At 69.4% G+C, this 25130-nt stretch carries 26 protein-coding genes; 19 read left to right on the top strand and 7 right to left on the bottom strand.

What is annotated here, in order from left to right; genetic code table 11:
* Nucleotides 1–177: 177 nt before the first annotated feature.
* The 7 genes from BAY61_RS10750 (at nucleotide 178) to BAY61_RS10780 (ending at nucleotide 5428) form a co-directional block, all read left to right on the top strand.
* Complete coding sequence (locus BAY61_RS10750; protein WP_091798651.1) at nucleotides 178–612, top strand: polyketide cyclase / dehydrase and lipid transport; 435 nt, start codon at nucleotides 178–180, stop codon at nucleotides 610–612.
* 117 nt (nucleotides 613–729) lie between these two features.
* On the top strand, nucleotides 730–1518 hold the full coding sequence (locus tag BAY61_RS10755; protein ID WP_091795810.1) for a metallophosphoesterase family protein: 789 nt from the start codon (nucleotides 730–732) through the stop codon (nucleotides 1516–1518).
* 27 nt (nucleotides 1519–1545) lie between these two features.
* A complete protein-coding gene (locus BAY61_RS10760) occupies nucleotides 1546–1986 on the top strand; it encodes an SRPBCC family protein (RefSeq protein WP_091795813.1) in 441 nt (146 codons plus the stop codon).
* Nucleotides 1987–1992: 6 nt separating this feature from the next.
* Nucleotides 1993–3138, top strand: coding sequence for an ArsA family ATPase (locus BAY61_RS10765; RefSeq protein WP_091795816.1), 1146 nt, complete (start codon nucleotides 1993–1995; stop codon nucleotides 3136–3138).
* On the top strand, nucleotides 3135–3554 hold the full coding sequence (locus BAY61_RS10770; RefSeq protein ID WP_091795819.1) for a hypothetical protein: 420 nt from the start codon (nucleotides 3135–3137) through the stop codon (nucleotides 3552–3554). Before BAY61_RS10765 ends, BAY61_RS10770 begins: the two co-directional genes overlap by 4 nt.
* A 13-nt stretch (nucleotides 3555–3567) precedes the next feature.
* Nucleotides 3568–4521, top strand: coding sequence for an ROK family protein (locus BAY61_RS10775; RefSeq protein WP_170140042.1), 954 nt, complete (start codon nucleotides 3568–3570; stop codon nucleotides 4519–4521).
* A 13-nt stretch (nucleotides 4522–4534) separates the two neighbouring features.
* Nucleotides 4535–5428: an NUDIX domain-containing protein gene (locus tag BAY61_RS10780; protein WP_091795822.1), complete on the top strand. Its 894-nt coding sequence runs from the start codon at nucleotides 4535–4537 to the stop codon at nucleotides 5426–5428.
* Nucleotides 5429–5436: 8 nt separating this feature from the next.
* Here BAY61_RS10780 and BAY61_RS10785 read toward each other — a convergent pair whose 3' ends face one another.
* Nucleotides 5437–6039: a hypothetical protein gene (locus tag BAY61_RS10785; RefSeq protein WP_091795825.1), complete on the bottom strand. Its 603-nt coding sequence runs from the start codon at nucleotides 6037–6039 to the stop codon at nucleotides 5437–5439.
* Nucleotides 6036–6797 carry an alpha/beta hydrolase gene (locus BAY61_RS10790; RefSeq protein ID WP_091795828.1) on the bottom strand — a complete coding sequence of 254 codons (762 nt, stop codon included), beginning with the start codon at nucleotides 6795–6797 and terminating at the stop codon, nucleotides 6036–6038. The genes BAY61_RS10785 and BAY61_RS10790 overlap by 4 nt, the downstream gene beginning before the upstream one ends.
* Before the next feature lie 204 nt (nucleotides 6798–7001).
* On the opposite strand from BAY61_RS10790, the gene BAY61_RS10795 reads away from it, so the two are divergent.
* Entirely contained in the window at nucleotides 7002–7763 is a 762-nt protein-coding gene (locus BAY61_RS10795; protein WP_091795829.1) for a lysophospholipid acyltransferase family protein, read from the top strand.
* Between the two features lie 21 nt (nucleotides 7764–7784).
* Nucleotides 7785–8288 (top strand): polyadenylate-specific 3'-exoribonuclease AS, encoded by a 504-nt coding sequence (locus BAY61_RS10800; RefSeq protein ID WP_091795831.1) that lies wholly within the window; start codon nucleotides 7785–7787, stop codon nucleotides 8286–8288.
* A 24-nt stretch (nucleotides 8289–8312) separates the two neighbouring features.
* Here the strand turns inward: BAY61_RS10800 and BAY61_RS10805 are convergent, their stop codons facing one another.
* Nucleotides 8313–9422 (bottom strand): 3-deoxy-7-phosphoheptulonate synthase, encoded by a 1110-nt coding sequence (locus BAY61_RS10805; protein ID WP_091795833.1) that lies wholly within the window; start codon nucleotides 9420–9422, stop codon nucleotides 8313–8315.
* A 351-nt stretch (nucleotides 9423–9773) separates the two neighbouring features.
* On the opposite strand from BAY61_RS10805, the gene BAY61_RS10810 reads away from it, so the two are divergent.
* From BAY61_RS10810 to tesB, 5 genes are all read left to right on the top strand, one after another.
* Entirely contained in the window at nucleotides 9774–10799 is a 1026-nt protein-coding gene (locus BAY61_RS10810) for a 6-phosphofructokinase (RefSeq protein WP_091795835.1), read from the top strand.
* Nucleotides 10800–10869: 70 nt separating this feature from the next.
* Entirely contained in the window at nucleotides 10870–11469 is a 600-nt protein-coding gene (locus BAY61_RS10815; protein ID WP_091795837.1) for a TetR/AcrR family transcriptional regulator, read from the top strand.
* A gap of 10 nt (nucleotides 11470–11479) precedes the next feature.
* Nucleotides 11480–12145 carry a DUF2461 domain-containing protein gene (locus BAY61_RS10820; RefSeq protein ID WP_091798657.1) on the top strand — a complete coding sequence of 222 codons (666 nt, stop codon included), beginning with the start codon at nucleotides 11480–11482 and terminating at the stop codon, nucleotides 12143–12145.
* A gap of 159 nt (nucleotides 12146–12304) precedes the next feature.
* Complete coding sequence (gene pyk, locus BAY61_RS10825) at nucleotides 12305–13729, top strand: pyruvate kinase (protein WP_091795839.1); 1425 nt, start codon at nucleotides 12305–12307, stop codon at nucleotides 13727–13729.
* Nucleotides 13730–13766: 37 nt separating this feature from the next.
* On the top strand, nucleotides 13767–14678 hold the full coding sequence (gene tesB, locus BAY61_RS10830) for an acyl-CoA thioesterase II (protein WP_091795841.1): 912 nt from the start codon (nucleotides 13767–13769) through the stop codon (nucleotides 14676–14678).
* 18 nt (nucleotides 14679–14696) lie between these two features.
* Here the strand turns inward: tesB and BAY61_RS10835 are convergent, their stop codons facing one another.
* Complete coding sequence (locus BAY61_RS10835) at nucleotides 14697–15011, bottom strand: hypothetical protein (protein ID WP_245865978.1); 315 nt, start codon at nucleotides 15009–15011, stop codon at nucleotides 14697–14699.
* Between the two features lie 256 nt (nucleotides 15012–15267).
* Here BAY61_RS10835 and BAY61_RS10840 point away from each other — a divergent pair, with 256 nt between their 5' ends.
* From BAY61_RS10840 to BAY61_RS10850, 3 genes are all read left to right on the top strand, one after another.
* Entirely contained in the window at nucleotides 15268–16155 is an 888-nt protein-coding gene (locus tag BAY61_RS10840; RefSeq protein WP_091795843.1) for a helix-turn-helix domain-containing protein, read from the top strand.
* A gap of 155 nt (nucleotides 16156–16310) precedes the next feature.
* Nucleotides 16311–16562 (top strand): hypothetical protein, encoded by a 252-nt coding sequence (locus BAY61_RS10845; RefSeq protein ID WP_143021314.1) that lies wholly within the window; start codon nucleotides 16311–16313, stop codon nucleotides 16560–16562.
* Between the two features lie 60 nt (nucleotides 16563–16622).
* Nucleotides 16623–19673 (top strand): helix-turn-helix transcriptional regulator, encoded by a 3051-nt coding sequence (locus BAY61_RS10850; protein ID WP_091795847.1) that lies wholly within the window; start codon nucleotides 16623–16625, stop codon nucleotides 19671–19673.
* A gap of 15 nt (nucleotides 19674–19688) precedes the next feature.
* Here BAY61_RS10850 and BAY61_RS10855 read toward each other — a convergent pair whose 3' ends face one another.
* From BAY61_RS10855 to BAY61_RS10865, 3 genes are all read right to left on the bottom strand, one after another.
* The gene (locus BAY61_RS10855; RefSeq protein ID WP_091795849.1) at nucleotides 19689–21290 is read right to left on the bottom strand and encodes a succinic semialdehyde dehydrogenase; all 1602 of its coding nucleotides are present in this window, start codon (nucleotides 21288–21290) and stop codon (nucleotides 19689–19691) included.
* A 22-nt stretch (nucleotides 21291–21312) separates the two neighbouring features.
* Nucleotides 21313–21831, bottom strand: a complete 519-nt coding sequence (locus BAY61_RS10860) for a hypothetical protein (RefSeq protein WP_091795851.1) — start codon at nucleotides 21829–21831, stop codon at nucleotides 21313–21315.
* Nucleotides 21832–21997: 166 nt separating this feature from the next.
* A complete protein-coding gene (locus BAY61_RS10865; protein WP_091795854.1) occupies nucleotides 21998–22600 on the bottom strand; it encodes a TetR/AcrR family transcriptional regulator in 603 nt (200 codons plus the stop codon).
* 132 nt (nucleotides 22601–22732) lie between these two features.
* Between BAY61_RS10865 and BAY61_RS10870 the strand changes: the two genes are divergently transcribed.
* Both BAY61_RS10870 and BAY61_RS10875 read left to right on the top strand, forming a co-directional pair.
* Complete coding sequence (locus BAY61_RS10870; RefSeq protein ID WP_170140092.1) at nucleotides 22733–23854, top strand: acyl-CoA dehydrogenase family protein; 1122 nt, start codon at nucleotides 22733–22735, stop codon at nucleotides 23852–23854.
* A gap of 52 nt (nucleotides 23855–23906) precedes the next feature.
* A complete protein-coding gene (locus BAY61_RS10875) occupies nucleotides 23907–25049 on the top strand; it encodes a CaiB/BaiF CoA transferase family protein (protein WP_091795858.1) in 1143 nt (380 codons plus the stop codon).
* The last annotated feature ends 81 nt before the right edge of the window (nucleotides 25050–25130 follow it).

The following is a 25130-nucleotide window of genomic DNA, read 5'->3' on the forward strand; positions in this document are numbered from 1 at the left end:
CGCCGGTCAACTTAGCCGCTGATTACTCGCTTGACCATGGGCGGGTAATCACGATCCGGTGAGCATGTCATTCTGCACGCTGTGTCCGTATCCGGCTCTGCCTCGCGTGCGGTGCGCTCACGGCGCCGTGCTCTGTCGTCTCTTCCCTCGTCCTTGTTCGCCGCGTTGACGTCCCGCTTGCCCGGCAGGACACCGGCGCCCGGCGACCCCGGCAGTCCCACAGCCCCGCCCGCACTGGACATCGTCGACGAGACCTTCATCGCCGTACCGCCGAGCACGGTCGCAGCCGCGTTCGCCGATCCACGTTCGTGGACGCTGTACTGGCCTGACCTGGTACTTGAAGTTTACACCGACCGTGGAGACGAAGGACTGCGCTGGACGGTGCGGGGCGCGCTCGTCGGGACGATGGAGATCTGGCTCGAACCCGTTCTCGACGGCACGCTGCTGCACTACTTCCTCAGGGCGAGTCCCCACGGCTCGCCGACGCCGAGGATGCTGCGCCGTGAGTTCGACCGCAGGGCGCGCGCGGCGAAGGCGATCGCGCTGGAACTCAAGAACGTGCTGGAGGACGGAAGGGCAGCGGGCATTCCTCCCCGGCACGAGTCGATCTAGCCGTACTCCCTCGGCGGCGGAGCCGCTCTTGGTGGCACGCAACCGGCGCCGCCTCAGGTTCGGCTACCCGCACCGCCACGCGAACCGCCCCGGAACACCTCTGGGTAGGCTGGGCTGGTGCGGGTTCATGTGGTGTCGGATGTGCATGGGAACGCGGAAGCGCTGGCACGGGCGGGGGACGGGGCCGACGCGCTGATCGTGCTCGGTGATCTTCTCGACTTCGTCGATTACCACGAACACGGCAACGGGATTCTCGGCACGTTGTTCGGCGCGGACAAGGTCGGCACGTTCGCGAGACTGCGCAGAGAGGGCACGCGCGAGGAGACCGTCGCCTTCTCAAGGTCGTTGTGGGCGAGCCTCGACGATCCGGGCGCCGCGGTTGACGAGGCCATCAGGCAGCAGTACGCCACGCTCTTCGCCGCGATGACGGCCCCGACCTACGCGACGCCGGGCAACGTCGACGCGCCCGGCTTGTGGCCGGAGTACGCGGGGCCCGGAATCCGGCTGCTCGACGGCGACGTCGCCGACATCGGAGGTCTGCGGTTCGGGTTCGTCGGTGGTGGGCTGCTGCCCGACGGGGTCGTGCCCCGCAGGGGCGGCTTCTGGCGGCCCTACCTTCGCGAGCGGGAGGAGTTCGACGCCGCGGCTCGCGCGCTGAGCGGCATCGACGTGCTGTGCAGCCACATTCCGCCCGCGCTTCCCGACCTGACCTACGACGTGGTGGCCCGCAGGGCCGAAGTGGGTTCCGCGGCCCTCGTCGACGTGATCACGGCGGAGCAGCCGATGTGGTCGGTGTTCGGCCACGTGCACCAGCCCCTGGCCGCTAGGGCGAGAGCGGGCCGCACCGAGTGCCGTAACGTCGGCCACTTCAAGCAGACGGCTCGCCCCTACGTGCTGCGCTGGTGAAGGCGAAGACCGCTACGCTCTAGCCCCATGGCCGAGCAGTCCACGCAATCCATCGAGGTCGACGCAGGGCCAGAGCAGATCATGGCCGTCATCGCCGACCTGCCAGCCTACCCGGAGTGGGCCAAGGCCGTCCGCGAGACCGAGGTCCTCGCCGCCGACGAGTCCGGCCGCGCGAAGCAGGTGCGGTTCACTCTCGACTCGGGTCCGGTGAAGGACGTCTACACCCTCGAATACGACTGGGCCGACGACGGGCTTTCCGTGCGCTGGCACCTGGTGAAGGGGCAGATGCAGAAGGCCCAGAACGGGCAGTACCTGCTGGAGCCGAAGGGGCAGCGCACCACCGTGACCTACACCCTGTCGGTCGAATTGGTGCTCCCGATGATCGGGCTGCTCCGCCGCAAAGCCGAGAAGATGATCATGGACACCGCGCTCAAGGAACTCAAGCGCCGGGTCGAGGGCAAGGACTGAGCCGACGTGCGCGTGCTGCTGTTCACCGGCAAGGGCGGCGTCGGCAAGACGACGCTGGCCGCCGCGACCGCGGCCGGTCTTGCCGGGCGGGGCGGCAAGACGCTGGTGGTCTCCACCGATCCCGCGCACTCGCTCGGCGACGCGTTCGGCACAACGCTCGGCGCTGAACCGGCCGAAGTGGACACTTGCCTGCACGGCGCCCAGATCGATTCGCGCGCGCTCGCCGACGACACCTGGCACACCCTGCGTTCGCAGTTGCGCTCGGCGCTGGTCAGTACGGCGGGCATCGACACCCTCGCGGCCGAGGAACTGACCGTACTTCCCGGCGTCGACGAACTGCTGGCGCTGACCGAGGTGCGCAGGCTCGCCGAGACCGGCGTGTGGGAGAACGTGATCGTCGACTGCGGGCCGACGGCGGAAACGCTGCGGCTGCTCGCGCTTCCCGAGGCCGTCGGGGGTTTCCTTCGCAGGGCCTACGGCCGCAAGAGCCGGTTGTCGAGCGTCGCGAGGTCGGTGGAACGACTCGCCGCGCACGTGGAATCCCTGCGCGGAATGCTCACCGATCCCCAGGTGACCGCGGTCCGGCTGGTACTCACGCCCGAGCGGGTCGTCGTCGCGGAGACGCGGCGGACGCTGACCGCGCTCGCGCTGCGCGGCATCAGGGTCGACGGCCTGATCGCCAACCGGCTGATGCCCGCGCCGGGGTTGTGGCGCGGTTCGGCGGCGTCCTGGCTGCGGACCCGCCGCGAGCAGCAGGAGCGGGTGCTCGCCGAACTCACGGCGTCGGGACTCGCCGAGGAACTGCTCAGTTCCGTCGAGCACAGGGCCGCCGAGCCCGTCGGTCTTCCCGCGCTGCTGGAGATCGCCCGCGAACTGTACGGCGACCGGAGCCCGCTGCTCGGCTCCGGAAGCACGGAAACCGCACCGCTGCTTCAGGTGTCCGAAGTGGACAACGGGTTCACGCTGCGGGTCGCCGTGCCGCTCGCGCGGGATTCCGCGATCGACCTCGCCAGGGTCGGTGACGATCTGGCGATCACGGTCGACGGGCACCGCAGGCTCATCGCATTGCCGGAAGCGTTGCGGCACTGCGTGCTCGCCGACGCCGAGTCCGATTCCCTCGGCCTGCTGCTGCACCTGGAAGGATCTCGATGACCGCAGCCGAAGACCAGAACGAAGGCGTGCGGCTGGCCGAGGAGATCCGGCTGCTGATCGACATGGTCGTCGAGCGGGCAGGACCGTGGCTGGACGGGCTGCTCGCCTCGGGGCACGGAAGCGGGACCGGCGCCGAGCACGGCCCGGCGCGCCCTCGCGGTTGCGACTGGTGTCCACTGTGCGCGGTGGTCGCGATCGCGCGCGGCGAGCGTCCCGAACTGGCGGCACGGCTCGCCGAGCAGGCGGCACAGCTCGTCGCGTTGCTCAGGGCGGTGCTCGCAGACAGGTGGGAGCCGCAGGAAGGGGTCCACATGCCGGGCTTCTCACCTTCCCCCCGGCCGGAACCCGAGCCGGAGGGGGGTCCCGAGGTACAGCGGGTCACGGTCCGGCCGAGGGACAGCTGGGATCGGCACTGAGACCGTACCGGCCATGCTGACGATCGGGATCGATGTCGGGGGCACCAGCGTGCGCGCTGGGGTCGTCGACGAGCGGGGCGTGCTGCTCGACTCGGCGAGGGCGGCGACTCCCGGCGGCGAGAAGGCGCTGGAGGACGCGATCGCCGGTGTGGTGGAGCGGCTGCGGCGGCGGCACGACGTCGGCGCGGTCGGGCTCGCCGTGGCCGCGTTCGTGCGCCCCGACCGGCGTTCGGTGATGTTCGCACCGCACCTGGCCTGGCGGTCGGCTCCCGTCGCCGACCGAATCTGCTCGCGCGTGGGGCTGCCCGTGACTCTCGAACACGACGCGAACGCGGCCACCGTCGCCGAACACCGGTTCGGTGCCGCTCGCGGAGCCTCGGTCGTGACGCTGGTGGCCATCGGCACCGGCATCGGCGTGGGACTGCTGCTCGACGGCACGACGTTCCGGGGCGCCCATGGCGTCGCGCCCGAACTCGGTCACCTGTGCGTCGTGCCGGACGGCAGGGCGTGCCCGTGCGGCAAGCGGGGCTGCTGGGAGCGGTATTGCAGCGGTACCGCGCTGGCCGCCACCACGGTGGAACTGCTCGCCGGGTATCACGGCAGGCCGACCTCGCTGGCGAGGGAGGCCGCCGCCGATCCCGGTTCGATCACGGGGCGGCGCGTCGCGGCCGCCGCCCGCGAAGGCGATCCGGTGGCGGTGCGCGCGGTCGCGGAGCTGGCGAGGTGGCTTGGTCAGGGGTTGGCGCTGGTCGCCGACGTCTACGACCCCGAGGTGATCGTGATCGGTGGCGGGGTGTCCGAGTCGGCTCCGCTGTTTCTCGACGAGGCGCGCGAGCATTACGCCGCCGCGCTCACCGGCGCCTCGCACCGGCCGCTCGCCCGCGTCCGCACCGCCCAGCTCGGCGACGAGACCGCCATCGTCGGCGCGGCGACCCTGGCGAGGGAAGAACACGGCACGGCGCGTTGACTAGGCTTGGCTGATGCTGCTCGGTGACGGCGATGGGTTCATCCATTGTGACTGCGGAGAGCGGCACTGGGGTTTGCACGGTGCCGCCGGGTTGTTGCTCAGCACCGAGGACAGGGGCGTGCTCTTGCAGCACAGAGCGGGCTGGACCCACCACGGTGAGACGTGGGCGCTGCCGGGTGGCGCGGTGCGGTCCGACGAGACCCCCGCCGCGGCGGCCATCAGGGAGACCTGGGAGGAAACCGCGGTACCACCGGAGGCGGTCGCGCTGCGCGCTTCCCTCGTGCACGAACACGGCAGCTGGCGCTACACCACGGTGCTGGCCACCTTGACCACGAACGTGGAACCGCACAGTGCCAACGACGAAAGCCTCGCCGTCGACTGGGTCGAGCCCTCCGAGGTCGAGGACTACCCGCTGCACCGGGATTTCGCCGCGAGCTGGCCAGCGCTGCGCGACCAGCTCGGCAGGCAGCTCGTCCTGGTCGTCGACGCGGCGAACGTGGTCGGCTCGCGGCCGGACGGCTGGTGGCGCGATCGGGCCGGTGCGGCGCTCCGGCTGCGCGACCGGCTCTCGCTGCTGGGCCCGGCGGGGATACCGGCCGCTGACGCGGGACTGAACGGGCTCGTCGGCTGGCGGTGGTGGCCGAGGGTGCTGCTGGTCGTCGAGGGCAAGGCGAGCGCGACGCCCGCGGCGCCCGGCGTCGAGGTGATCACGGCGCGAGCCGACGGCGACACCGCGATCGTCGAAACGGCGGAGGCGGCGAGGAACGAAAGGCCACGCGATCACGTCGTCGTGGTGACCGCCGACAGGGAACTCAAGGAACGAGTGAGAGCCGTCGGTGCCGTCGTGGCCGGGCCTTCGGCGCTGCTGACCGCGCTCGACGCGCTGGAACCGGCCGGAGGGGCTTGAGGCGAGCGCTACACCTGGGCGCCGTTGGTGGGGTCGGCTCCGTCGGGCGGTCCCTGTTTGACCCGCAGCAACAGCAGCGCCAGCCCGGTGGCCAGCGCGAGCAGGCCGAGCGGAGTGCCGATCGTGGTGGTCAGCCCGATCAGCCCCGGCGCGATGAGCAGCAGCAACCCGACGACGAAGAACAACAGCACGATGAAGGCGCCCTTGCGCGGCCTCGGCAGCGGAGGGGGCTCCGGCGGGACGTAGTGCTCGTCGTCGTCGGCCGAGCCGGGGGGCGGCCCGCCCAGCATGGTGTCTTCCCAGCTGCCGCTGCTGCCCCGCCAGTTGTCCTGCGCCGTCGCGGTTTCGGGTGGATCGATGGTGTCCCCGCCGGTGCGGGTCGCGGGCGGCTCCTTGGTGTCGGCCTGGGTGGTGATGCCCTGGCCGGGCCTTCCCGGCGCCGGCTCCGAGGGGTCGGCGAGGTCGGGGTCGTCCTGCCTGCCGGAATCGACGTCGACGTCGAAATCACCGGCCGCGGTCTCACCGAAGCCTTGCGCACGCAAATCCGCGACGATCTCCTCGAACGTCGCGTCAACGTTTTCCGGACCATCCGAGCCTGACGTTCTGCTCACCGCGCACCAACCTGCCTGACCGAACGCACGAACTCAACACTTCGTTCGAAAATCTCCGGGGCGTCGTTGTCAATTGTCGCCACGTGGAAGCTGTCGCGCAGCAGAACCTCCGTCCGGTTGGCGCTGCCGACGCGATCCATGATGATGCGGCCGTTGACGGGCTCCACGATGTGGTCGACGACCGAGCGCAGCAACAGCAGCGGCTGCGTCACGGCAGGCAATTCCGCCCTGACGAGGCGCCAGAGGACCGAAAGGCTGGCCGCGGCGCGTACCGGAGTGCGGTCGTAGGCGATCTCGGTGACGCCCGGTTTGGCGACGTCGCCCGCGACACCTTTCACCGAAGGGATGACCTTGGACAGCACGGGAAGCAGCTTCGCGTCCTTGCGCAGCGTCGTGACCGAGGGATTGACCAGAACCAGCCCCGAGACGTCCGCGCCGTGTCGTTGCGCGAGCCGCAAGGCCAGCGTCCCGCCCATCGAGAGGCCGAAAACGAACGCCGACTCGCATTCGCCGCGCAACGCCGCGAACCCCGCGTCGACGCAGTCGTACCAGTCGGTCCAGGTGGTGCGGTTCATCTCCCGCCACGTCGTACCGTGCCCGGGAAGGCGGGGGCAGCGCACCGTGAATCCCTCGGCGGCGAGATGCTCACCCCACGGCCGCATACTCGCCGGTGTTCCGGTGAACCCGTGACACAGCAGCACTCCGACCTCGGTGGAACCGGAGTGTGTGAACGGCTCAGCGCCGGCGAGCACTGGCATGCCCGATCGTCCTTCCGTCGAGCTGTCGTCGGTCCATCGTCGCACGAGGAACGCGACCCGTGGCCGCGTGCCCCAGCTGTGACATCCGTCGCGGGCACGCGACCAAGAGAGTGTCGCCTGTTGTGCACCGTGCTCGCCCGTTCGTAGGCTGACCTGTCGGCCAGGGGGTCACGGGAGTTCGAGGTCGGAGGAGGGCTTGCCCCGGTGCTGTATCGCCTCATGAAGTACGTGCTGCTCGGTCCGCTGTTGCGGCTGTTGTGGCCTGCCAAGGTCACGGGCAGGGAGAACATCCCCGAAACGGGAGGGGCGATCCTCGCAGGCAACCATCTCGCCGTCGCCGATTCCTTTTTCATGCCGCTGCGGGTTCCGCGCAAGGTGACCTTTCCGGCGAAGCAGGAGTACTTCACCGAGAAGGGGCCGAAGGGCCTGTTGAAAAAGTGGTTCTTCACCGGAGTCGGGCAGTTCCCGATCGACCGGTCGAGCGGTTCGGCCGCGCAGGCCGCGCTCGACACGGCCATCCGGCTGGTGCGAAGCGGGCACCTGCTCGGCATCTACCCCGAGGGCACCCGTTCGCCCGACGGCAGGTTGTACAAGGGCAAGACCGGGGTCGCCAGGATCGCGCTTGAGTCGAGGGCACCGGTGATTCCGGTGGTGATGGTCGGCACCGACAAGGTCAATCCCATCGGCTCCAAGATGTGGCGGCCCCGCAAGCTGGAGATCAGGTTCGGCCGCCCGCTCGACTTTTCCCGGTACGAGGGACTGGCAGGCGACCGGTTCATCGAGCGCTCCATCACCGACGAGATCATGTACGCGCTCATGGAGCTGTCCGGCCAGGAGTACGTCGACATCTACGCCGCGAAGGCGAAGGAACTGATCGCGGCCGACGAGGCGGGCGTCCGTCCGGCCGTGCCGTTGCAGCCCGAGGGCCGCGAACCGGCCCGGCTCCCGGAGAGCAAGGCAGGCTGAGGCTTCGAGTACCGTGCGGCGGTGCGCTTTTTCTACGACACCGAGTTCATCGAGGACGGCGTGACGATCGACCTTGTGTCGATCGGTGTCGTCGACGCGCGCGGCAGGGAGTTCTACGCGGTGTCGACCCAGTTCGACCCCGCGAAGGCCGGCCATTGGGTCAGGGAGAACGTGCTGGACAAGCTCCCCTCACCCGCCGACAAGGCCTGGCGCAGCAGGGAACGCATCCGCGCCGACCTGCTCGACTTCTTCGGAACGCCGGGCGGCGGCATCGAGCTGTGGGCCTGGTACGCCGCCTACGACCACGTGGCACTCGCCCAGCTCTGGGGGCCGATGCCCTCGTTGCCGCGCCAGCTTCCCCGGTTCACTCGTGATCTTCGCCAGCGCTGGGAGGACGTCGGCAAGCCGAGGCTGCCCGCACCGCCGACGGACGCGCATGACGCGCTCGCCGACGCGCGGCACAACCTCCAGCGATGGCAGGTCATCGAGGAAACCCGCAAACGCAAGGGTTTTCCCGCCGCCTGAGCCGAAAGGCGGCGGGTTCGCCCGCTACCGCCCCGCCTGGTTCCTCCTGGTCCTGACCCCGGCGGCGAGCTCGTCGAGCAGTTCGGCCGTGCTCTCCCAGCCGAGGCAGGCGTCGGTGATGCTCTGGCCGTAGGTCAGCTCGCTCGCCTCGCCCAGCGTCAGCTCCTGCCTGCCCTCGGCGAGGAAGCTTTCGATCATCACGCCGGTGATGCCCTGTTCGCCGGATCCGGTGCGCCGCGCGAGTTCCCGCACGACCTCGCCCTGCCGCACGTGGTCCTTGCCGCTGTTGCCGTGGCTCGCGTCGATGATCACCCGCTCAGGCAGGCCGGCGGCCCGCAGTTTGCCGAGCGTGTCCGCCACCGTCGCGCTGTCGTGGTTGGGCCCGGCCGCGCTGCCCCTCAGGATCACGTGACAGTGCGGGTTTCCGGCCGTGGTGATCAGTGCCGCGAGGCCGTCGGCGTTGATGCCGGGGAAGACGTGACCGGCCGATGCCGCCCTCGTCGCGTCGACGGCCACCTGCACGTCACCCTCGGTGGAGTTCTTGATCCCCACCGGCATCGACAGCGCGCTGCACAGCTGGCGGTGGACCTGGCTGGCCGCAGTCCTCGCGCCGATCGAACCCCAGCTCACCGTGTCGGCGATGAACTGTGGAGTGATCGGGTCGAGGAACTCGCAGCCGACGGGAAGCCCCAGCGCGGAGATGTCGAGCAGCAGCTGCCTCGCCTGCCGCAGGCCCTTGTTGACGGCGAAGCTCCCGTCGAGGTCCGGGTCGTTGATGAGGCCCTTCCAGCCAAGCGTCGTGCGTGGCTTCTCGAAGTACACCCGCATCACGACGTGCAGCGCGTCGCCCAGTGGCGCGGTGTGCTCGGCGAGCCGGTGCGCGTAGTCGAGCGCCGCGGCGGGATCGTGCACCGAGCACGGGCCGACGACGACGAGGAGCCGGTCGTCCCGGCCGTCGAGAATGTCGACGGTGCTCGCCCTTCCCGTCGCGACGGTCTTGGCGACGGCGGCGGTCATGGGGTGTTCCTCGCGCAGCAGGGCGGGCGACAGCAGCGGGCTGATGTCGACGGTGCGCTGATTGTCGAGTTCCCTCACGGGATCACTGACGTCCGCGAGTCCTGCGGTGAGCGTCATCAGGGGGCTTCCTCTCCGCAAGCCGCCCCGGAGTTCCCCGCCGAGCCGGCTTGTCGTCCGGCTCGGGTGGTAGTTGGTCAGCGCACGGCGTCGCCGACCGACCCACCACGGGCCGGCCTGCTAAACCAGAAATAGAAACGCTGCCACCGGAGGTGGCTCGCGTCGGCGCTGGTGAACGAGTTCACGACAGCCACCCTACAGGCGCGCCGCAACCCCGCCGTTCGCGGTGGGCGTTCCCGCCGCCATCCAGCGGGTTTCCTCGGTCATGACCCGTTGCTGCACCGATCAAGAGGTGCTCGCTACCCTGGTGGCGACGAGATGTGACGCAGGACAAACGCGGAGGTTGATCTGATGCGAGTCGGTGTGCTGACCGGTGGCGGCGACTGCCCCGGACTCAACGCCGTGATCAGGGCGGTCGTGCTCAAGGGCAGCGAGGCGCACGGCTGGGAGTTCGTGGGCTTCCGCAACGGCTGGCGGGGTCCGCTGACCGGCGAGACCAAGCCGCTCGGCAGGGACGACGTCGAGGGCATTCTCACGCGCGGTGGCACGATCCTCGGTTCCTCAAGGACCAATCCCTACAAGGAGGACAACGGGGTCGAGCGCATCAGGGCCGTGCTCGCCGAGCAGGGGGTCGACGCGCTCATCGCGATCGGCGGCGAGGACACCCTCGGTGTCGCCAAGCGGCTCACCGACGACGGCATCAACGTGGTCGGCGTGCCCAAGACGATCGACAACGACCTCGCGGCCACGGACTACACGTTCGGTTTCGACACGGCGGTGCAGATCGCCACGGATGCCATCGACCGGCTGCACACCACGGCCGAATCGCATCACAGGGCGCTCGTCGTCGAGGTGATGGGACGGCACGCGGGCTGGATCGCGCTGCACTCCGGCCTCGCGGGCGGCGCGAGCGTGATTCTCGTGCCGGAGCGCCCGTTCTCCGTCGACCAGGTCGTGGAGTGGGTGGAGCGCAGGTTCGAGCGCGAGTACGCGCCGATCATCGTCGTCGCGGAGGGCGCATTGCCTGAGGGCGGCGCCGAGATGTTGCAGAGCGGCGAGAAGGACGCGTTCGGCCACGTGCGGCTCGGCGGCGTCGGCACCTGGCTCGCCGAGGAGATCGCCACCCGCACCGGCAAGGAGTCACGGGCGGTCGTACTCGGCCACGTGCAGCGCGGCGGTACGCCGACGGCCTACGACAGGGTGCTCGCGACCAGGTTCGGCCTGCACGCCGTCGACGCGGTCGCCGACGGCGACTTCGGCGTCATGACCGCACTGCGCGGCACCGACATCGTGCGGGTGAAGCTGGCCGAGGCCACGGCGGAGCTGAAGACCGTGCCGGCCGAGCGCTACGCGGAGGCCGAGGCTTTCTTCGGCTGAGCCCTCCCCGGCAGGCCCCGCCGGAGATCGGGAAGCGGGGCCGTCGCCGGAATCTGGCTAAGATCAGTTCATGCCAGCGGGGACCAGGGACGCTCTCGTCGAGGCCGCGGCCCGGTTGCTCGACGAGGGCGGTGTCGCGGCGGTGACGTTGCGCGAGGTCGGCCACCTGGCCGGTGTCTCGCACAACGCGCCCTACAAGCACTTCGCCGACAAGAGGGCGCTGCTGGCCGCCATCGCGGCGCGGGAACTCACGGAGGTGGGCGCCGCGCTGGCAGGCGGAACCCTCGGCGGGCGGCCGGCCACGGAAAGCCTCAGGGCGGCCCTGCACACCTACATCACCTGGGCGCTGCGTCACCCGGCCAGATTCAAGCTCGTCTTCGGCACCTGGGAGGGCGCGAGCTCGGCCGAACTCGGTGCCGCCGCGGCCACGACGCAGCGGGTGTTCGCCGATCTCGTCGCCTCCGCGCAACACGAGGGCGGCCTCCCGCACGGCGACCCGGTGCGGCTCGGCTCGCTGCTGAGGGCGCTCGTCCACGGCGCGGTGGATCTCGCGCTCGCCGGTCACCTCGCTGAGAACGGCAAGGGCGCCGCCCGCCCTGATCAGCTCGTCGACGATCTGCTCGGCTACCTCGCCACCCACGGCGAAGGGTGGCCCAGGCCGCGCGGGTAGCGTGACCGCCGTGGTGTTCAGCGGTTTCGGGGAGTACGCCGTCGACTTCTACGACGGGCTCGTCGTCGACAACAGCAAGACCTACTGGGACGCCAACGTCGACACCTACCGCCGCGACGTGCGCGCGCCGATGGAAGCGCTGCTTGCCGAGCTGGAACCGGAGTTCGGCAAGGACTTCGGCTCGGCCAAGGTGTTCCGGCCCTACCGGGACGTGCGCTTCGCCAAGGACAAGACCCCTTACAAGACGCACTGTGGCGGCGTCATCGAGCAGGGGAGAGGCGGCGGCGCCTACTACGTCGAGGTCGGTCCCGACGGGGTCAGGGTCGGCGGTGGTTGTTTTCACCTCGCGAGCGATCAGCTCGCGAGGTTCAGGGACGCCGTCGCGAGTGACGTCCACGGTCCCGCGCTCGACCGCCTCGTGGCTTCGCTTCGCCGGAAGGGCTGGGAGATCAAGGGGGACCGGCTGAAGACGAAGCCGCGAGGCTTCGCCGAGGACCACCCCAGGCTCGACCTGCTCCGGCATCGATCGCTGTACGCCGTGCGGGCGTGGGAACCGGACGACGTGCTGCACGAGCGGGCCTGCTTCGACCGGGTCCGCGCGGCGTGGCGGCAGGTGCGGCCGTTCAACGAGTGGGCGAGGGACCACGTCGGCGCCAGTGAGCTGCCACGCCGCTGACCCCCTCACGGACCCGGTAGCCACCATCGGGTGACTCTCGATTCCTCACGCGCGTGCGGTGACCGGCCGGGAGCGGCGCGTACCGCACGGCGCGCGCTTCGTAACCGATCTCGGTATCGGTAAAGACTTGCGTGCGCGGACGTACTACGCTGTGCGAGTGTGAGCCGACGAGCGAAGATCGTATGTACCCTCGGCCCTGCGACGGCGACGGCAGAGAAGGTCCGTTCGCTCGTTGAGGCCGGTATGGATGTGGCGAGGATGAACTTCAGCCACGGCAGTCATGGTGACCACAAGGAGGTCTACGACCTCATCAGGGCCGCGGCCGCTGACACCGGAAAGGCCGTCGGCGTTCTCGCCGACTTGCAGGGCCCCAAGATCCGACTCGGTACGTTCGCCGGTGGTCCCGTCGAATGGCGAGCGGGCGACAGGGTGCGCATCACCGTCGAGGACGTCACCGGAACGCACGACCGCGTTTCCACCACCTACAAGGGGCTGGCCAAGGACGCGAAGCCTGGTGACCGGCTGCTCGTCGACGACGGCAAGGTCGGCCTCGTCGTGGATTCGGTCGAGGGACCCGACGTGATCTGCGAGGTCACCGAGGGTGGCACGGTCAGTAACAACAAGGGTGTTTCGCTGCCGGGCATGGACGTCTCCGTGCCCGCGCTGTCCGAAAAGGACATCGAGGACCTGGAGTTCGCGCTCGAACTCGGGGTCGACTTCATCGCGCTGTCGTTCGTGCGTTCTCCCGCCGACATCGACCTCGTCCACCAGGTCATGGACCGGGTCGGCAAGGGACGGCTTCCGGTCATCGCGAAGCTGGAGAAGCCGGAAGCGGTCTACAACCTCGAAGCGGTCGTGCTCGCCTTCGACGGGCTGATGGTCGCCAGGGGTGATCTCGGCGTCGAACTGCCGCTTGAGCAGGTTCCGCTGGTGCAGAAGCGCGCGATTCAGATCGCGAGGGAAAACGCGAAGCCGGTCATCGTCGCGACCCAGATGCTCGACTCCATGATCAACAACTCCCGGCCGACCCGTGCCGAGGCTTCCGACGTCGCCAACGCCGTGCTCGACGGTGCCGACGCGGTCATGCTCTCCGGCGAGACGAGCGTGGGCAGGTATCCGATCGAGACCGTCGAGACGATGAGCCGCATCGTGCAGGCGGTGGAGGCGGACATGCCGACGGTGCCGCCGCTGAGCCACGTCCCGCGCACCAAGCGGGGCGTCATCTCCTACGCGGCACGCGACATCGGAGAACGGCTCAACGCCAAGGCGCTCGTGGCCTTCACGCAGTCGGGAGACACGGTGCGCAGGCTCGCCAGACTGCACACCCGCCTTCCGCTGCTGGCCTTCACACCGCTGGAAAGCGTCCGTTCGCAGTTGACGATGACGTGGGGAACCACGGCGAGGATCGTGCCGCACGCCGACTCGACGGACCGGATGATCCAGCAGGTCGACCACGCGATGCTGGAGACGGGGCGCTACCAGGCAGGCGACCTCGTCGTCATCGTCGCGGGATCCCCTCCGGGCACGGTGGGCTCGACCAACCTCATCCGCGTGCACCGTCTCGGTGAGGAGGACCACGCCTGACGGGCGGGCCGATGATGCGCAGTGTTGAATCTTCCGCATGACTGAGCTGGCGAGGCAGGCGGCGACCGGGCTCGACGGCGACGCGGGGCTGGGCGGGCAACTGGTGCTCGACCGGCTCGTCGCCTTGCTCGATCTGGAGAAGATCGAGGAGAACATCTACCGGGGAGTGAGCCCACCGCACTCGCCGACCAGGGTCTTCGGCGGCCAGGTCGCCGGGCAGGCGCTGGTCGCGGCGGGACGGACCGTGCCGGAGGAACGCAAAGTCCACTCGCTGCACGCGTACTTCATCCGAGGCGGCGATCCCCGGGTGCCGATCGTCTACGAGGTCGACCGGATCAGGGACGGGCGCTCGTTCACCACCCGCAGGGTGACCGCCGTGCAGCACGGGAAGGCGATCTTCGCCCTGTCGGCCTCGTTCCAGCTCGACGAGGACGGGGTCGAGCACCAGGAGACGATGCCCGAGGTGCCCGATCCCGAGTCGCTGCCGACGCTGGCCGAACTCACCGAGGGCTACGCCGACCGGCTCGGCGTGCGGACCCAGCCGAGGCCCATCGACATCAGGTACGTCAACGATCCGCCGTGGGTCACGAGGGGGACCGACGAGGTTCCCTCGCGCAACCAGGTCTGGATGAGGGCGGACGGCGTGCTGCCCGACAGCCAGCTGCTGCACGTGTGCGTGCTGACCTATGCCTCGGACATGACGCTGCTGGACTCGGTGCTGGCGCGGCACGGCGTCTACTGGGATCTCGACAAGGTGCTGGGTGCGAGCCTCGACCACGCGTTGTGGTTCCACCGCCCGTTCAAGGCGGACGAGTGGTTTCTGTACGACAGCACCTCGCCGACGGCCTCGGGCGCGCGAGGGCTGGCGACGGGCCGGTTCTACTCGCGGGACGGCCGGCACCTCGCGACCGTGGTGCAGGAAGGGCTCGTCCGCGTCATCACGCCGTGAGCCCGGCTTGCGGTGGGTTCAGCTCGCGAAGTGCAGGTCGGCTTTCGCCCTGCGGTGGTGGTGAGGCCGGGTGACCGGCAGGACCGCGGTCGCGTCGCTCGCGGTGTCCGGCGCCGCGTCGAGGGTGAGCTGGGCCGAGAGGTAGGCCCTGCATGGCAGGTGACTCTTGCGTCGGCCGAAGAGCCGGGAACGGCGGCCGTGACACAGCGCACAGTGGCCGGTCGCGTCGACCTGATGATCGGCAAGCAGCGTACGCAATGCCTCGACCAGCAACCTGCCGTTGTGCTGAGCGAAATCGACGCCGCTGTCCTTACTTGTGAACGTGCGGGTCAAATCGTCCAATCTGCGGTGCACGCTCGCTTGCAGTGGGTTGACGATAGGATCGCGCCAGGCCACCTGATCTCCAGATATTTCGTGTAGTGGAACTGCTCGACCACGAACAAGCCGGTAGCCTACTCCGGCATCCTGCAAATTGCAGTCCACCGATTGGGCAACATTTGGCACCGCGACCGGAACCAATGCGATCCGCCCTCTGGAGCGCCCTGGTTAGATGTGCGGGCGAGGAAGCCAGGAATCCGGAGGTGAAGCCATGACACGAGGGCACGGGCCTACCGTCCGGCGCCGCAGGCTCGCTGGCGAGTTACGACGGCTCCGGGACGCGGCCGAGCTCACCATCGACGAGGTGGGCGAGAAGCTTGAGTGTTCGGCGTCCAAGATCAGCCGGATCGAGACGGGGCACGTCGGCGTGACCCCTCGCGACGCGCGGGACCTGCTGGAGCTCTACGGCGTCAGGGGCGATGAACAGGAAGCGCTCGTCCAACTCGCCAGAGAGGCGAGGAAGCGCGGCTGGTGGCATGCCTACAACGAGGTGTTCACCGGTACCTTCGTCGGTCTTGAGGCCGACGCCAGTTCGCTGTTCGCCTTCCAGGCCCTTCTCGTGCCGGGGTTGTTGCAGACCAAGGAGTACGCGCACGCGGTGATCAAGGCGATGCGGCCGTCCGCGCCGAACTCCGACATCGCCCGCAGGGTCGCGGCGAGGATGGAACGCCAGCAGTTGCTCGCCGACATCCAGCCACCCGAGTACTGGGCGATCATCGACGAAGCCGTGTTGCACCGCGCCGTCGGCGGCTCGGCCGTGATGGCCGAGCAGATGGCCAAGATGGCGGAGATGGCCCAGCGGCCCCACGTCACCATCCAGGTCGTGCCCTTCGGAGCGGGAGCGCATCCCGGCATGGAAGGGCCGTTTCTGATCCTGGGTTTTCCCGAGCAGGCCGATCCGGACGTCGTCTACGTCGACAGCACGAGCAGCGGGCTTTACCTTGAGGACAAGGAAGACGTCCGCAGGTACTCGCTGATGTTCGATCATCTCAGGGCCGCCGCGCTGAAACCGGACGATTCGATCGACGCGATCAAGGAAGCCGTCGTCAGGTTCGAGACCCGTGCCGCGCGAAACGATGAGCCGGAGCACACCGGATAACCGGCGTTCTTCCTGTTTCGACAACGGCCCCTTACCCCCTCAGGCACTGAATCCGCGGGGTAAGGGGCCGTTGTCGTTGCCGTGCGACGCGGACATCCGATGCCTGGCACCCGCCCTCAGCACGACTGTGGTCCTTACACAGCGGAACTGAGGAGATGAGCAGGATGGGAACGATGTCGTGGGGCATCGACGCGGTCATGGCCGAGGCTCGCTACCGGGCCGAGGAGCTGCACAAGACACGAGGCCGGACGTCGCTTTCCGCGAGGTCGCGGCGCGAGAGAGCGGAAGTACCCGCTGCCGTGCCCGGCTCGGACGCGAGCGTCACCGAGATCGCCGGGCGCGCGAGGGGAGGCTTCGGGGCACGAGCCGCGCGCGTGTCCGAGGAAGCGCCGAGGCGGGCGAGCTGAGTCTCGTCCTCCGGGATGCTCACGGTGGTGACCGGTGAATTGTCGGACCGGTGAGCGACAATGTATCTCGTGCCTCGTCTAGGTTCCGGAATCCCGATGGTCGGCAGAGCGCGCGAGCTACGCGCCCTGCACGTGGCGTTCGACGATGCCGACGCGAGGCGTGCTCGCGCGGTGCTGGTCTCGGGGGACGCCGGTGTCGGCAAGACCCGGCTGCTGGCCGAACTGACCGAGTACGCGAGGTCGCGGGACGCGGTGGTGCTCGGCGGGCGTTGTCTCGACCTGCGCGACGGCGGGCTGCCGTATCTGCCGTTCGCCGAGGCGCTCGCGGCCTTGCTTCCCGGCGCGGAGGGAAACGGTGGTGGCGCGCCCGATTCCGGTGATCCCGGTATCGCCGAGGTGATCGCGGGCGCGCTGCGGGCAAGGCCCGCGCTGACCAGGTTGCTGCCGAGCGACACGGTGATTCCGGCGCACGCCGCGCACGGGTACGGTCAGGAGACCGAGAGCGGGCCGAGGCCGAGGCCACGCGTCGAGCAGGACGTCGGACAGCTCCAGCTCTACGACGCGGTGCTCGGTGTGCTCACCGACATCGCCGCGCACCGGCCGGTCGTGCTCGTCGTCGAAGACCTGCACTGGGCCGACGGTTCGACGCGGGATCTGTTGTCGTTCCTGCTGTCGCGGTTGCGTTCGCAGCGGCTGCTCGTGGTGGGCAGCTACCGCGAGGAGGACGTGCACCGGCGGCATCCACTGCGGGCGCTGCTGGCCGAGCTCGTCAGGTTGCCGACGGTGGAGCGCATCGAGTTGCGGCCCATGAGCGACGTGGACACCCGGATGTTCGTGCGGGCGCTCGCCGAGGAACCGCTGGCTCCCTCCGTCGTGACCACTCTCGCGCGCCGCTCCGAGGGAAATCCCTTCTTCGTAGAAGAACTGCTCGCGTCGGCGGCCTCACACCACGACCTGCCCTCGGGGCTCGCGGATCTGCTGCTGGCCAGGCTGGAGCGGCTGGCTCCCGACACCCGCAGGGTGCTGCGCCTCATCGCCGTTGCCAGTGACGGCGTCAGGCACGCCGCGCTCGCCATGGTGTCGGGGCTCGGTGACGTCGAGCTGGACGAGGCCCTGCGGGAAGCGGTCCAGCACCACGTGCTCGTCGTCGAGCGGGGGTATTACCAGTTCCGGCACGCGTTGCTCAGCGAGGCCATCTACGGCGATCTGCTTCCCGGCGAGCGCATCCGCATGCACGCCGCCTATGCCGCCCGGCTGCGCTCGAAGCCGAGAGGTAAGGGACACGCGGCGAGGCTCGCCTACCACAGCCTGGAGAGCAAGGACGTCGCGGCGGCGTTGCCCGCGCTGGTCAGCGCTGCCGAGGAAGCGGAGGGGCTCGGGGCGCCTGGCAGTGCGCTGCGGCACCTCGAACAGGCACTGGAGATCTGGGACGTGGTCGGCGAGGCCGACCGGCCGGAGGGCTGGAGCGAGCACAAACTGCTGATGGAGGCGTCCTATTTCGCGGGAACCTCGGGGGAACCGGAACGGGCCATCGCGTTCGCCCGCTCGGCCGTCGACATCCTCGGGCCCGGCGATCCTCCCGATCTGGCCGCCTCGACCTGGCGCAGGCTCGCCGAGGCACTGACCGCGCTGGATGCCACCTTCGACGAGGCGGTGGCCGCGATCGCGCACGCGTGGAGTCTCGTCGCCGACGCGGAGCCGAGCCGCAGGCGCGCGTGGGTACTGGCAACGAGGGCACAGATCCTGCGCAACCAGGAACTCAGGGACGAGGCGCTGTGGAGCGCGCAGACCGCCGTCGCCGACGCGCGCGCCGTCGGCGTTCCCGCGGCCGAGGCCGCCGCGCTGATCAACCTCGGCGCGCTGGCCGACTCGACGGGAAACGCCGACGAGGCGCGGGCCAGGCTGAAGGAGGCGGAAGCCAAGGCCAGGGCGGCCGGTGCGGTCGACGTCGAGTTGCGCGCGATCTACTTCCACGCGCTCAGCTATGACGACGCGGCCGAGCTTCGGCGGGCGAGGGACCTCTACGACAAGGCGGTCGCGTGGGCAGAGGAAACGGGACTCACCTGGAGCGCGGTCGGCCTCGCGGCACGGCAACGGCAGGTGTCACTGGCCTACATCAGCGGCGACTGGCCCGACCAGGAATCCGCGGCGGAGCCGGCGGCGAGCGTGTCGAGCACGGTCACCGCGATCATGTCGGCCGCCTGGGTTCACCTCGCCATCGCGCGGGGCCGCTTCGCCGAGGCCGAAGGCGTTGTCAACGCGCTGCGCGGACTGTGGAAAACCGACGCGTGGATCGCGACGGCCGCCAGCAGCGCCGGCGCGGAACTGGCGTTCTGGCAGGGCAATTACCGGGAGGCGGCTCGCAGGTCGGACGAGGGCCTCGGCTGGGTGAGGGACAACTTCGCAGGGCTGGTCGGCATCCGGATCGGCGCCGTCGGCGTCGAGGCATGCGCGGCGTGGGCGGCGACGGCGCGGCTGCACGGAGACGAGTCCTCGGCTGAGGAGGCCGCGGCGATGGGGGAGCGGTTGCTGGCTCAGGTGCGGGAATGCGTGGCCGAGGTGAGGCCGAGGACGGGCGCACTCGGCCCCGAGGGTCGAGCGTGGTTGCTCAGAGCCGAAAGCGCGGCGACCGGGCTGCGCTCGCCCGCCGACCCCTCGGAGTGGGCCGAGACGGTGGCCGCCTTCGGCTATGGCGCCGTGTACGAGCAGGCGATTTCCCGGTTGCATCACGCGGAGGCATTGCTCGCCGCCGGTGACGCGGCGACGGCGAAGGCCGAACTCGGCGCGGCGCACGAGGTCGCGTCGAAGCTGGCCGCGGCGCCACTGCTGGCCGCGGTGACCGCGCTGGCGAGAAGGGCCAAGATCGAGCTTCCCGGTCTGCGGCAACGCAAAGCCGTCGTCGATCTGCTCACCGAGCGGGAGACGGCGGTGCTGGAACAGGTCGCACTCGGCCGCACCAACCGGCAGGTCGGTGAGGAACTGTTCATCAGTGAGAAGACGGTGAGCGTGCACCTGTCGCGGGCGATGGCCAAGCTCGGCGCGAGCAGGAGGGCCGAGGCGGTGGCCATCGCCTACGAGCGAGGGCTGCTCAGCGCGGCCCCCGCTCCCTGACCGGATTTCGGGCGGCTACCGCCCAGGCAGGCGGCGCAGTGCCTTCATGCCCGCGGTCATGGCGCGGGCCCACAACCGTGGCGGGACACCGCGAACGGGCCGCAGCCGGATACCGCGCTGCACGGCGATTGCCTGCGCCTCGGTGTACTTCAGCAGCCCCTCCACGCCGTTTCGCCTGCCAACGCCCGATTCCTTCATCCCGCCCATCGGAAGGCCCACGGTGCCGAAGGTCGCCGCGTAACCCTCGTTGACGTTGACGGTGCCCGCCTTGAGCCTGGCCGCGACCTCCCAGCCGTGCTTGCCGGAACCGGCCCACACGCTGGCATTGAGGCCGAACGGCGTGTCGTTGGCCATGGCGATGGCATCGTCCACATCGGAGTATCCGTAGACCGAGACGACCGGGCCGAAGGTTTCCTCGGCGAACAGTTTCGCCCCGGGGCCGACGCCGGTGAGAATCGTCGGCTCGTAGAAGAGAGGACCGATGTCGGGGCGGGCGCTGCCTCCGGTCAGCACGGTCGCTCCCTTCGCTTTCGCATCGTCCACATGCGACGATACGGCGGCGAGCTGGGCCGCCGAGGTCAGCGATCCCATGCCCGCGCCGTAATCGAGCGCGCCGCCGAGCCGCAGCGCTTCGGTCTTGGCAGTGAACGCCTTGGTGAACTCGTCGCGGATGCTGTCGTGCACGTAGATCCGTTCGACGGAGACACACAGTTGTCCCGCCGAGGAGAAGCAGGCGGTGACCGCGCCCGCCGCCGCCTTGGCGACGTCGGCGTCGGGCAGCACGATCATCGGGTTCTTGCCGCCCAGTTCGAGCGAGAATCCGGTCAGTCTTCCCGCGATCCGCGAGGCGAGCCGTTTGCCGGTGGGGGTCGATCCGGTGAAGCCGACATAGTCGGATTCCTCGATGAGGGCGTCGCCGATGTCGGAGCCCCTTCCCAGCACGATCTGCCACGCGTCGAGGGGAAGTCCGGCCTGCTCGGCCAGTTCGTGCAGCCACAGCGCCGACAACGCGGTCTGGTTGTCCGGTTTCTGCACGACCGCGTTACCCGCGGCCAGCGCGGGCAGTACGTCCATGGCGGTGAGCGCGAGCGGGTAGTTCCACGGCGAGATGATCCCGACGACGCCCTTGGGGTGGCGGAGTTCGCCCGCTTTCGTCAGCAGCGGGAGGAGGCCCGCCGCGCGTTTCGGAGCGAGGATGCGGGCGCTGTGCTTGCCGTAGTAGGCGGCCACCAGTGCCGTGGCGCTGATCTCGTCGAAGGCGTCGAGCCGCGCTTTGCCCGCTTCGAGTTGAACGAGGTCCAGCGCCTCGTCCTGATGCCGCAGCACCAGTTCGTGCAGGCGCAGCAGCACCCGCTGGCGGTCGGCGACCGGGGTCGTGGCCCAGGAGCGCTGGGCGGTGCGGGCCGCGCGGAAGGCGGCCCTGGTTTCGGCGTCGTCGGCCTGCGGAAGTACGGCGGTGGTGAGTCCGGTGAAAGGGGCCCTCGTCTCGGCCGGTTCCGCGTTGCGGCCTCCCGAGGCCCGCGCGCAGAGCGCGGTCGCGCGAACGAGGGCGGGAGCGCCGACGACGCCGCCGATCGTGCCCGGCTGCTGTGCCTTCACGGGAAACGTGCTGGTCATGACCCCTCCGATAGCAGCGTTGTTACCGACGGGTAGAGCATACCGCGAGTATGGCCGCGACCGCCGCCACCACGCTTCCGGCAAGCAGTACCCACAGCCCTGCACCCGTCGCGTACGCCTGTTCCCACGAGCTGCCGCCCGAAAGTGTTTGCACCTTGGCGTTGCTCATCGTTCCTGACACCGACAGCGCGAGCATCCCGGCCGAGGCGACGATTCCACCTCCGGTGGCGGCGACTCCGATGCCCGCGGCCCGGCGCGCCCTGCCATCCCGCGCCCATGCCCGCACGGCCGTGAAGAGCAGCAGCAGGAACGCGCCCGCGACGAACGGAATGCCGAAGTAAGGGGGATGACTGTCGCCGACGACGCTTGCCAGTGTTTCCGCGTCCGGCATGGGGTCGAAGCTCGTCGACCACGCCGTCGTCTCCTGGAGGACGACGCGGTCGCCGTCCTGGAGATAGGAGTAGCTCAGGTAGGTCAGGAACGTGCCGCCGCCAAGCGCGGCCGCCGCGATCGCGCCGAGGATCAGGCCGGTGATGCCCATGCGGGAAGGCCCGCGCGGCGGGCTCCCCGGTACCCGGGTCTGGGGCGACGGAGGTATCCAGGGCAGCGGTTGCGGTATTTGCGGGTGTGGTGTCGTCATGCCCGCTAGGACCATGCCGATAGGTATTTCGTTCCGCAAACGAGCAAATCGCACGATGGGTGCACGGTCAGGCGAAGTGGCTGATCACGATTCGTTTCCACTCGGCGAGAAGCTGCTCGCGGCGGTGCGGATCGCCGCCCAGTTCGGCGTCGAGCGCCAGGCCCCTGGTGAGGTTGACCGTCAGCCAGTACACGAGCTCGACCTTCTCCCTGGGAAGACTGCCCGACATGGTCGCGATGTCTTCGAGAGTGGAGCGGCCGAGCGCGCGGTCGACGGGCCGCATCGCGGCCCGGAGTTCGGCGTCGGTGCGCGCCGCGATCCACAGCTCCGTCGCGGCGATCGCCAGCGTGCCGGAGTAGGACTCCCACAGCAGGTCGATGGCCGCGGTGATCCTGGCCGTTCCCTCGGGCAGCCGGTCCAGATCGGTGGCGCCCTTGTCCTTGAGCTTGCCCGCGAGCTGTTCGACGGCGGCCGCCATCAGTTCCGCCTTCGTCGCGAAGTGGTGCTGGACCGCTCCTTTCGACACCCCAGCCCTCGCGCAGATCTCCGGCATCGAGGTCCGGCCGTAGCCCAGTTCGACGAGGCAGTCGATGGTGGCGTCCAGTAGCGCCGTCCTCGTCCGTTCGCTGCGCTGGGCCTGCGTGCGGTGCCCTCTGTCCTGGGCGGTCACCCTTTTCCCCTTTACCCGTCGCGGCTGTCGCTGTACATTCCGGGCAGAACTTACATTCCAGATGGAATGTTTTCCAGTCGCCGGTGACGAGGAGGACAGGCCGTGGCGTTGCGGATCCAGCGAAGCTCCTGGATGAACGAGGACCTCGACGATTTCCGGCAGCTCGCGAAAACCTTCTGCCAGAAGGAACTCACGCCGAATCAGGATCGGTGGATCGCGGCCAAGCAGGTCGACCGTGCACTGTGGACGAAAGCGGGCGAGGTCGGTCTGCTCGCGCTGTCGATCCCCGAGGAATACGGCGGAGGCGGCGGAACCTTCGCGCACGAGACGGTGCTGTACGAGGAACAGGCTCGCAGCGGTGACGGCGCGTGGGGTGTTTCGGTGCACAACGGCATCGTCGCCCACTACCTGCTCGCCTACGCCGACGAGGAGAAGAAGCGTGAATGGCTGCCGAAGCTCGCCAGCGGCGAGTACGTCGGCGCCATCGCCATGACCGAACCCGGCACTGGGTCGGATCTGCAGGGCATCAAGACTCGCGCGGTGCGGGAAGGTGACGAGTACGTCATCAACGGCGCGAAGACCTTCATCACCAACGGCGCACACGCCGATCTCGTCGTCGCCGCGGTCAAGACCGATCCCAGTGAGGGCGCGAAAGGTGTTTCGCTCGTCGTCATCGAGACGTCGGCACCGGGATTCCGCAGGGGCAGGGTGCTCGACAAGGTCGGGCTGCGCGGCCAGGACACCGCCGAGCTGTTCTTCGACGACGTGCGGGTCCCCTCCGCGAACCTGCTCGGTACCGAAGAGGGGCAGGGCTTCATCCAGCTCATGCAGCAACTGCCCCAGGAACGGCTCATCATCGCCGTCACCGCGGTGGCCGGCATGGAGGCCGCGATCGAACAGACCCTCGATTACACCAAGGAGCGCACCGCCTTCGGGCGGCCCGTCTTTTCCTTCCAGAACACCAAGTTCACGCTCGCGGAAGCCGCGACGGAGGCGGCCGTGGCGAGGGCTTTCCTCGACCAGTGCGTCGAACGGCACCTCAAGGGCGAGCTGGACGTCCAGGGCGCGGCGATGGCGAAACTGTGGACGACGGAGCGGGTCAACAAGGTCATCGACGACTGCGTGCAGCTCTTCGGCGGCTACGGCTACATGACCGAATACCCGATCGCGAGGGCGTGGGCAGACGTGCGCATCTCGCGCATCTTCGGCGGTACCAGCGAAATCATGAAGGACATCATCTCAAGGACCCTGTGAGCCCGGTGGTGACGACAGGGAACGACAGGACAATGTGGAAGGACGGCAATCGATGAAGGCAGGACCGCTCGGCGGTCTGAAGGTGATCGAACTGGCCGGGCTCGCACCCGCGCCGTTCGCCTGCACCGTGCTCGCCGACCTCGGCGCCGACGTCATCAGGGTCGACAGGTCGGTGCCGGGGGAGGACGTGCTGGCCCTGCCCTACGACCCGCTGGGGCGGGGCAGGAGAAGCATCGGCGTCAACACCAAGACCGCCGAAGGCGTCGAGGTGGTGCTCGCGCTCGCCGAAAAGGCCGATGTGCTCATCGAGGGCTTCCGGCCGGGTGTCGCCGAACGCATCGGCCTCGGGCCCGAGCAGGTGCGGGCGCGCAATCCGAGGTTGATCTACGGCAGGGTGACCGGCTGGGGACAGGACGGGCCGCTCGCGCGCACCGCCGGGCACGACATCAACTACCTCGCGCTGTCCGGCGTGCTCGACACCATCGGCAGGGAGGGCGAACGCCCCGTGCCGCCGGTGAACTATCTCGGCGACTTCGGCGGGGGAGGGCTCTTCCTCGCCATGGGGGTGCTGTCGGCGTTGTACGAGCGCACGTCCTCGGGCATGGGCCAGGTCGTCGACGCCTCGATGGTCGACGGCGCCGCGCTGCTGAGCACCCAGCTCTTCGGGCTCAAGGCCAGCGGAGCGTGGGAAGGCGAACGGGGGCGGAACCTGCTCGACGGCGGCGCCCCTTTCTACGACACCTATGAATGCGCCGACGGCAAGTACGTCGCGGTGGGCGCGCTGGAGATGCGGTTCTGGGCCGCCCTTGTCCAGGTTCTCGATCTCGACGCCGCCGAACTTCCCGTTCACCTCGACCAGCGGGAGTGGCCGAAGCTGCGCGGGATACTGGCCGAGGCGATCGGCAGGTGGAACCGCGACGAACTCGTGGCGAGGGCCGAGGGCACCGACGCCTGCGTCACGCCCGTGCTCAGCCCGTGGGAAGCGGCCGAGCATCCGCACAACGCGGCGCGGGGCACGTTCGTCGACGTCGGCGGCGTGCGCCAGCCCGCCCCTGGTCCCAAGTTCGACCGGACCCCGCCCGCGACACCGGAGCCACCGCGCGAGAAGGGCGCCGACACCGCGGATGTGCTGGCGGAGCTGGGATTCGACGAGGACCGGATCGCCGCTTTGCTGGCAGCGGGCGCGGTCGGCTGAGCGATCGGCGCCACGGGGAGCGACGCGTGTCGGAGACCCGATCGGGGGTCAAGGTCTCCTAGGGTGGAAACGGATTCACGA

The organism is Prauserella marina (assembly GCF_002240355.1).
Classification (GTDB): Bacteria; Actinomycetota; Actinomycetes; order Mycobacteriales; family Pseudonocardiaceae; genus Prauserella_A; species Prauserella_A marina.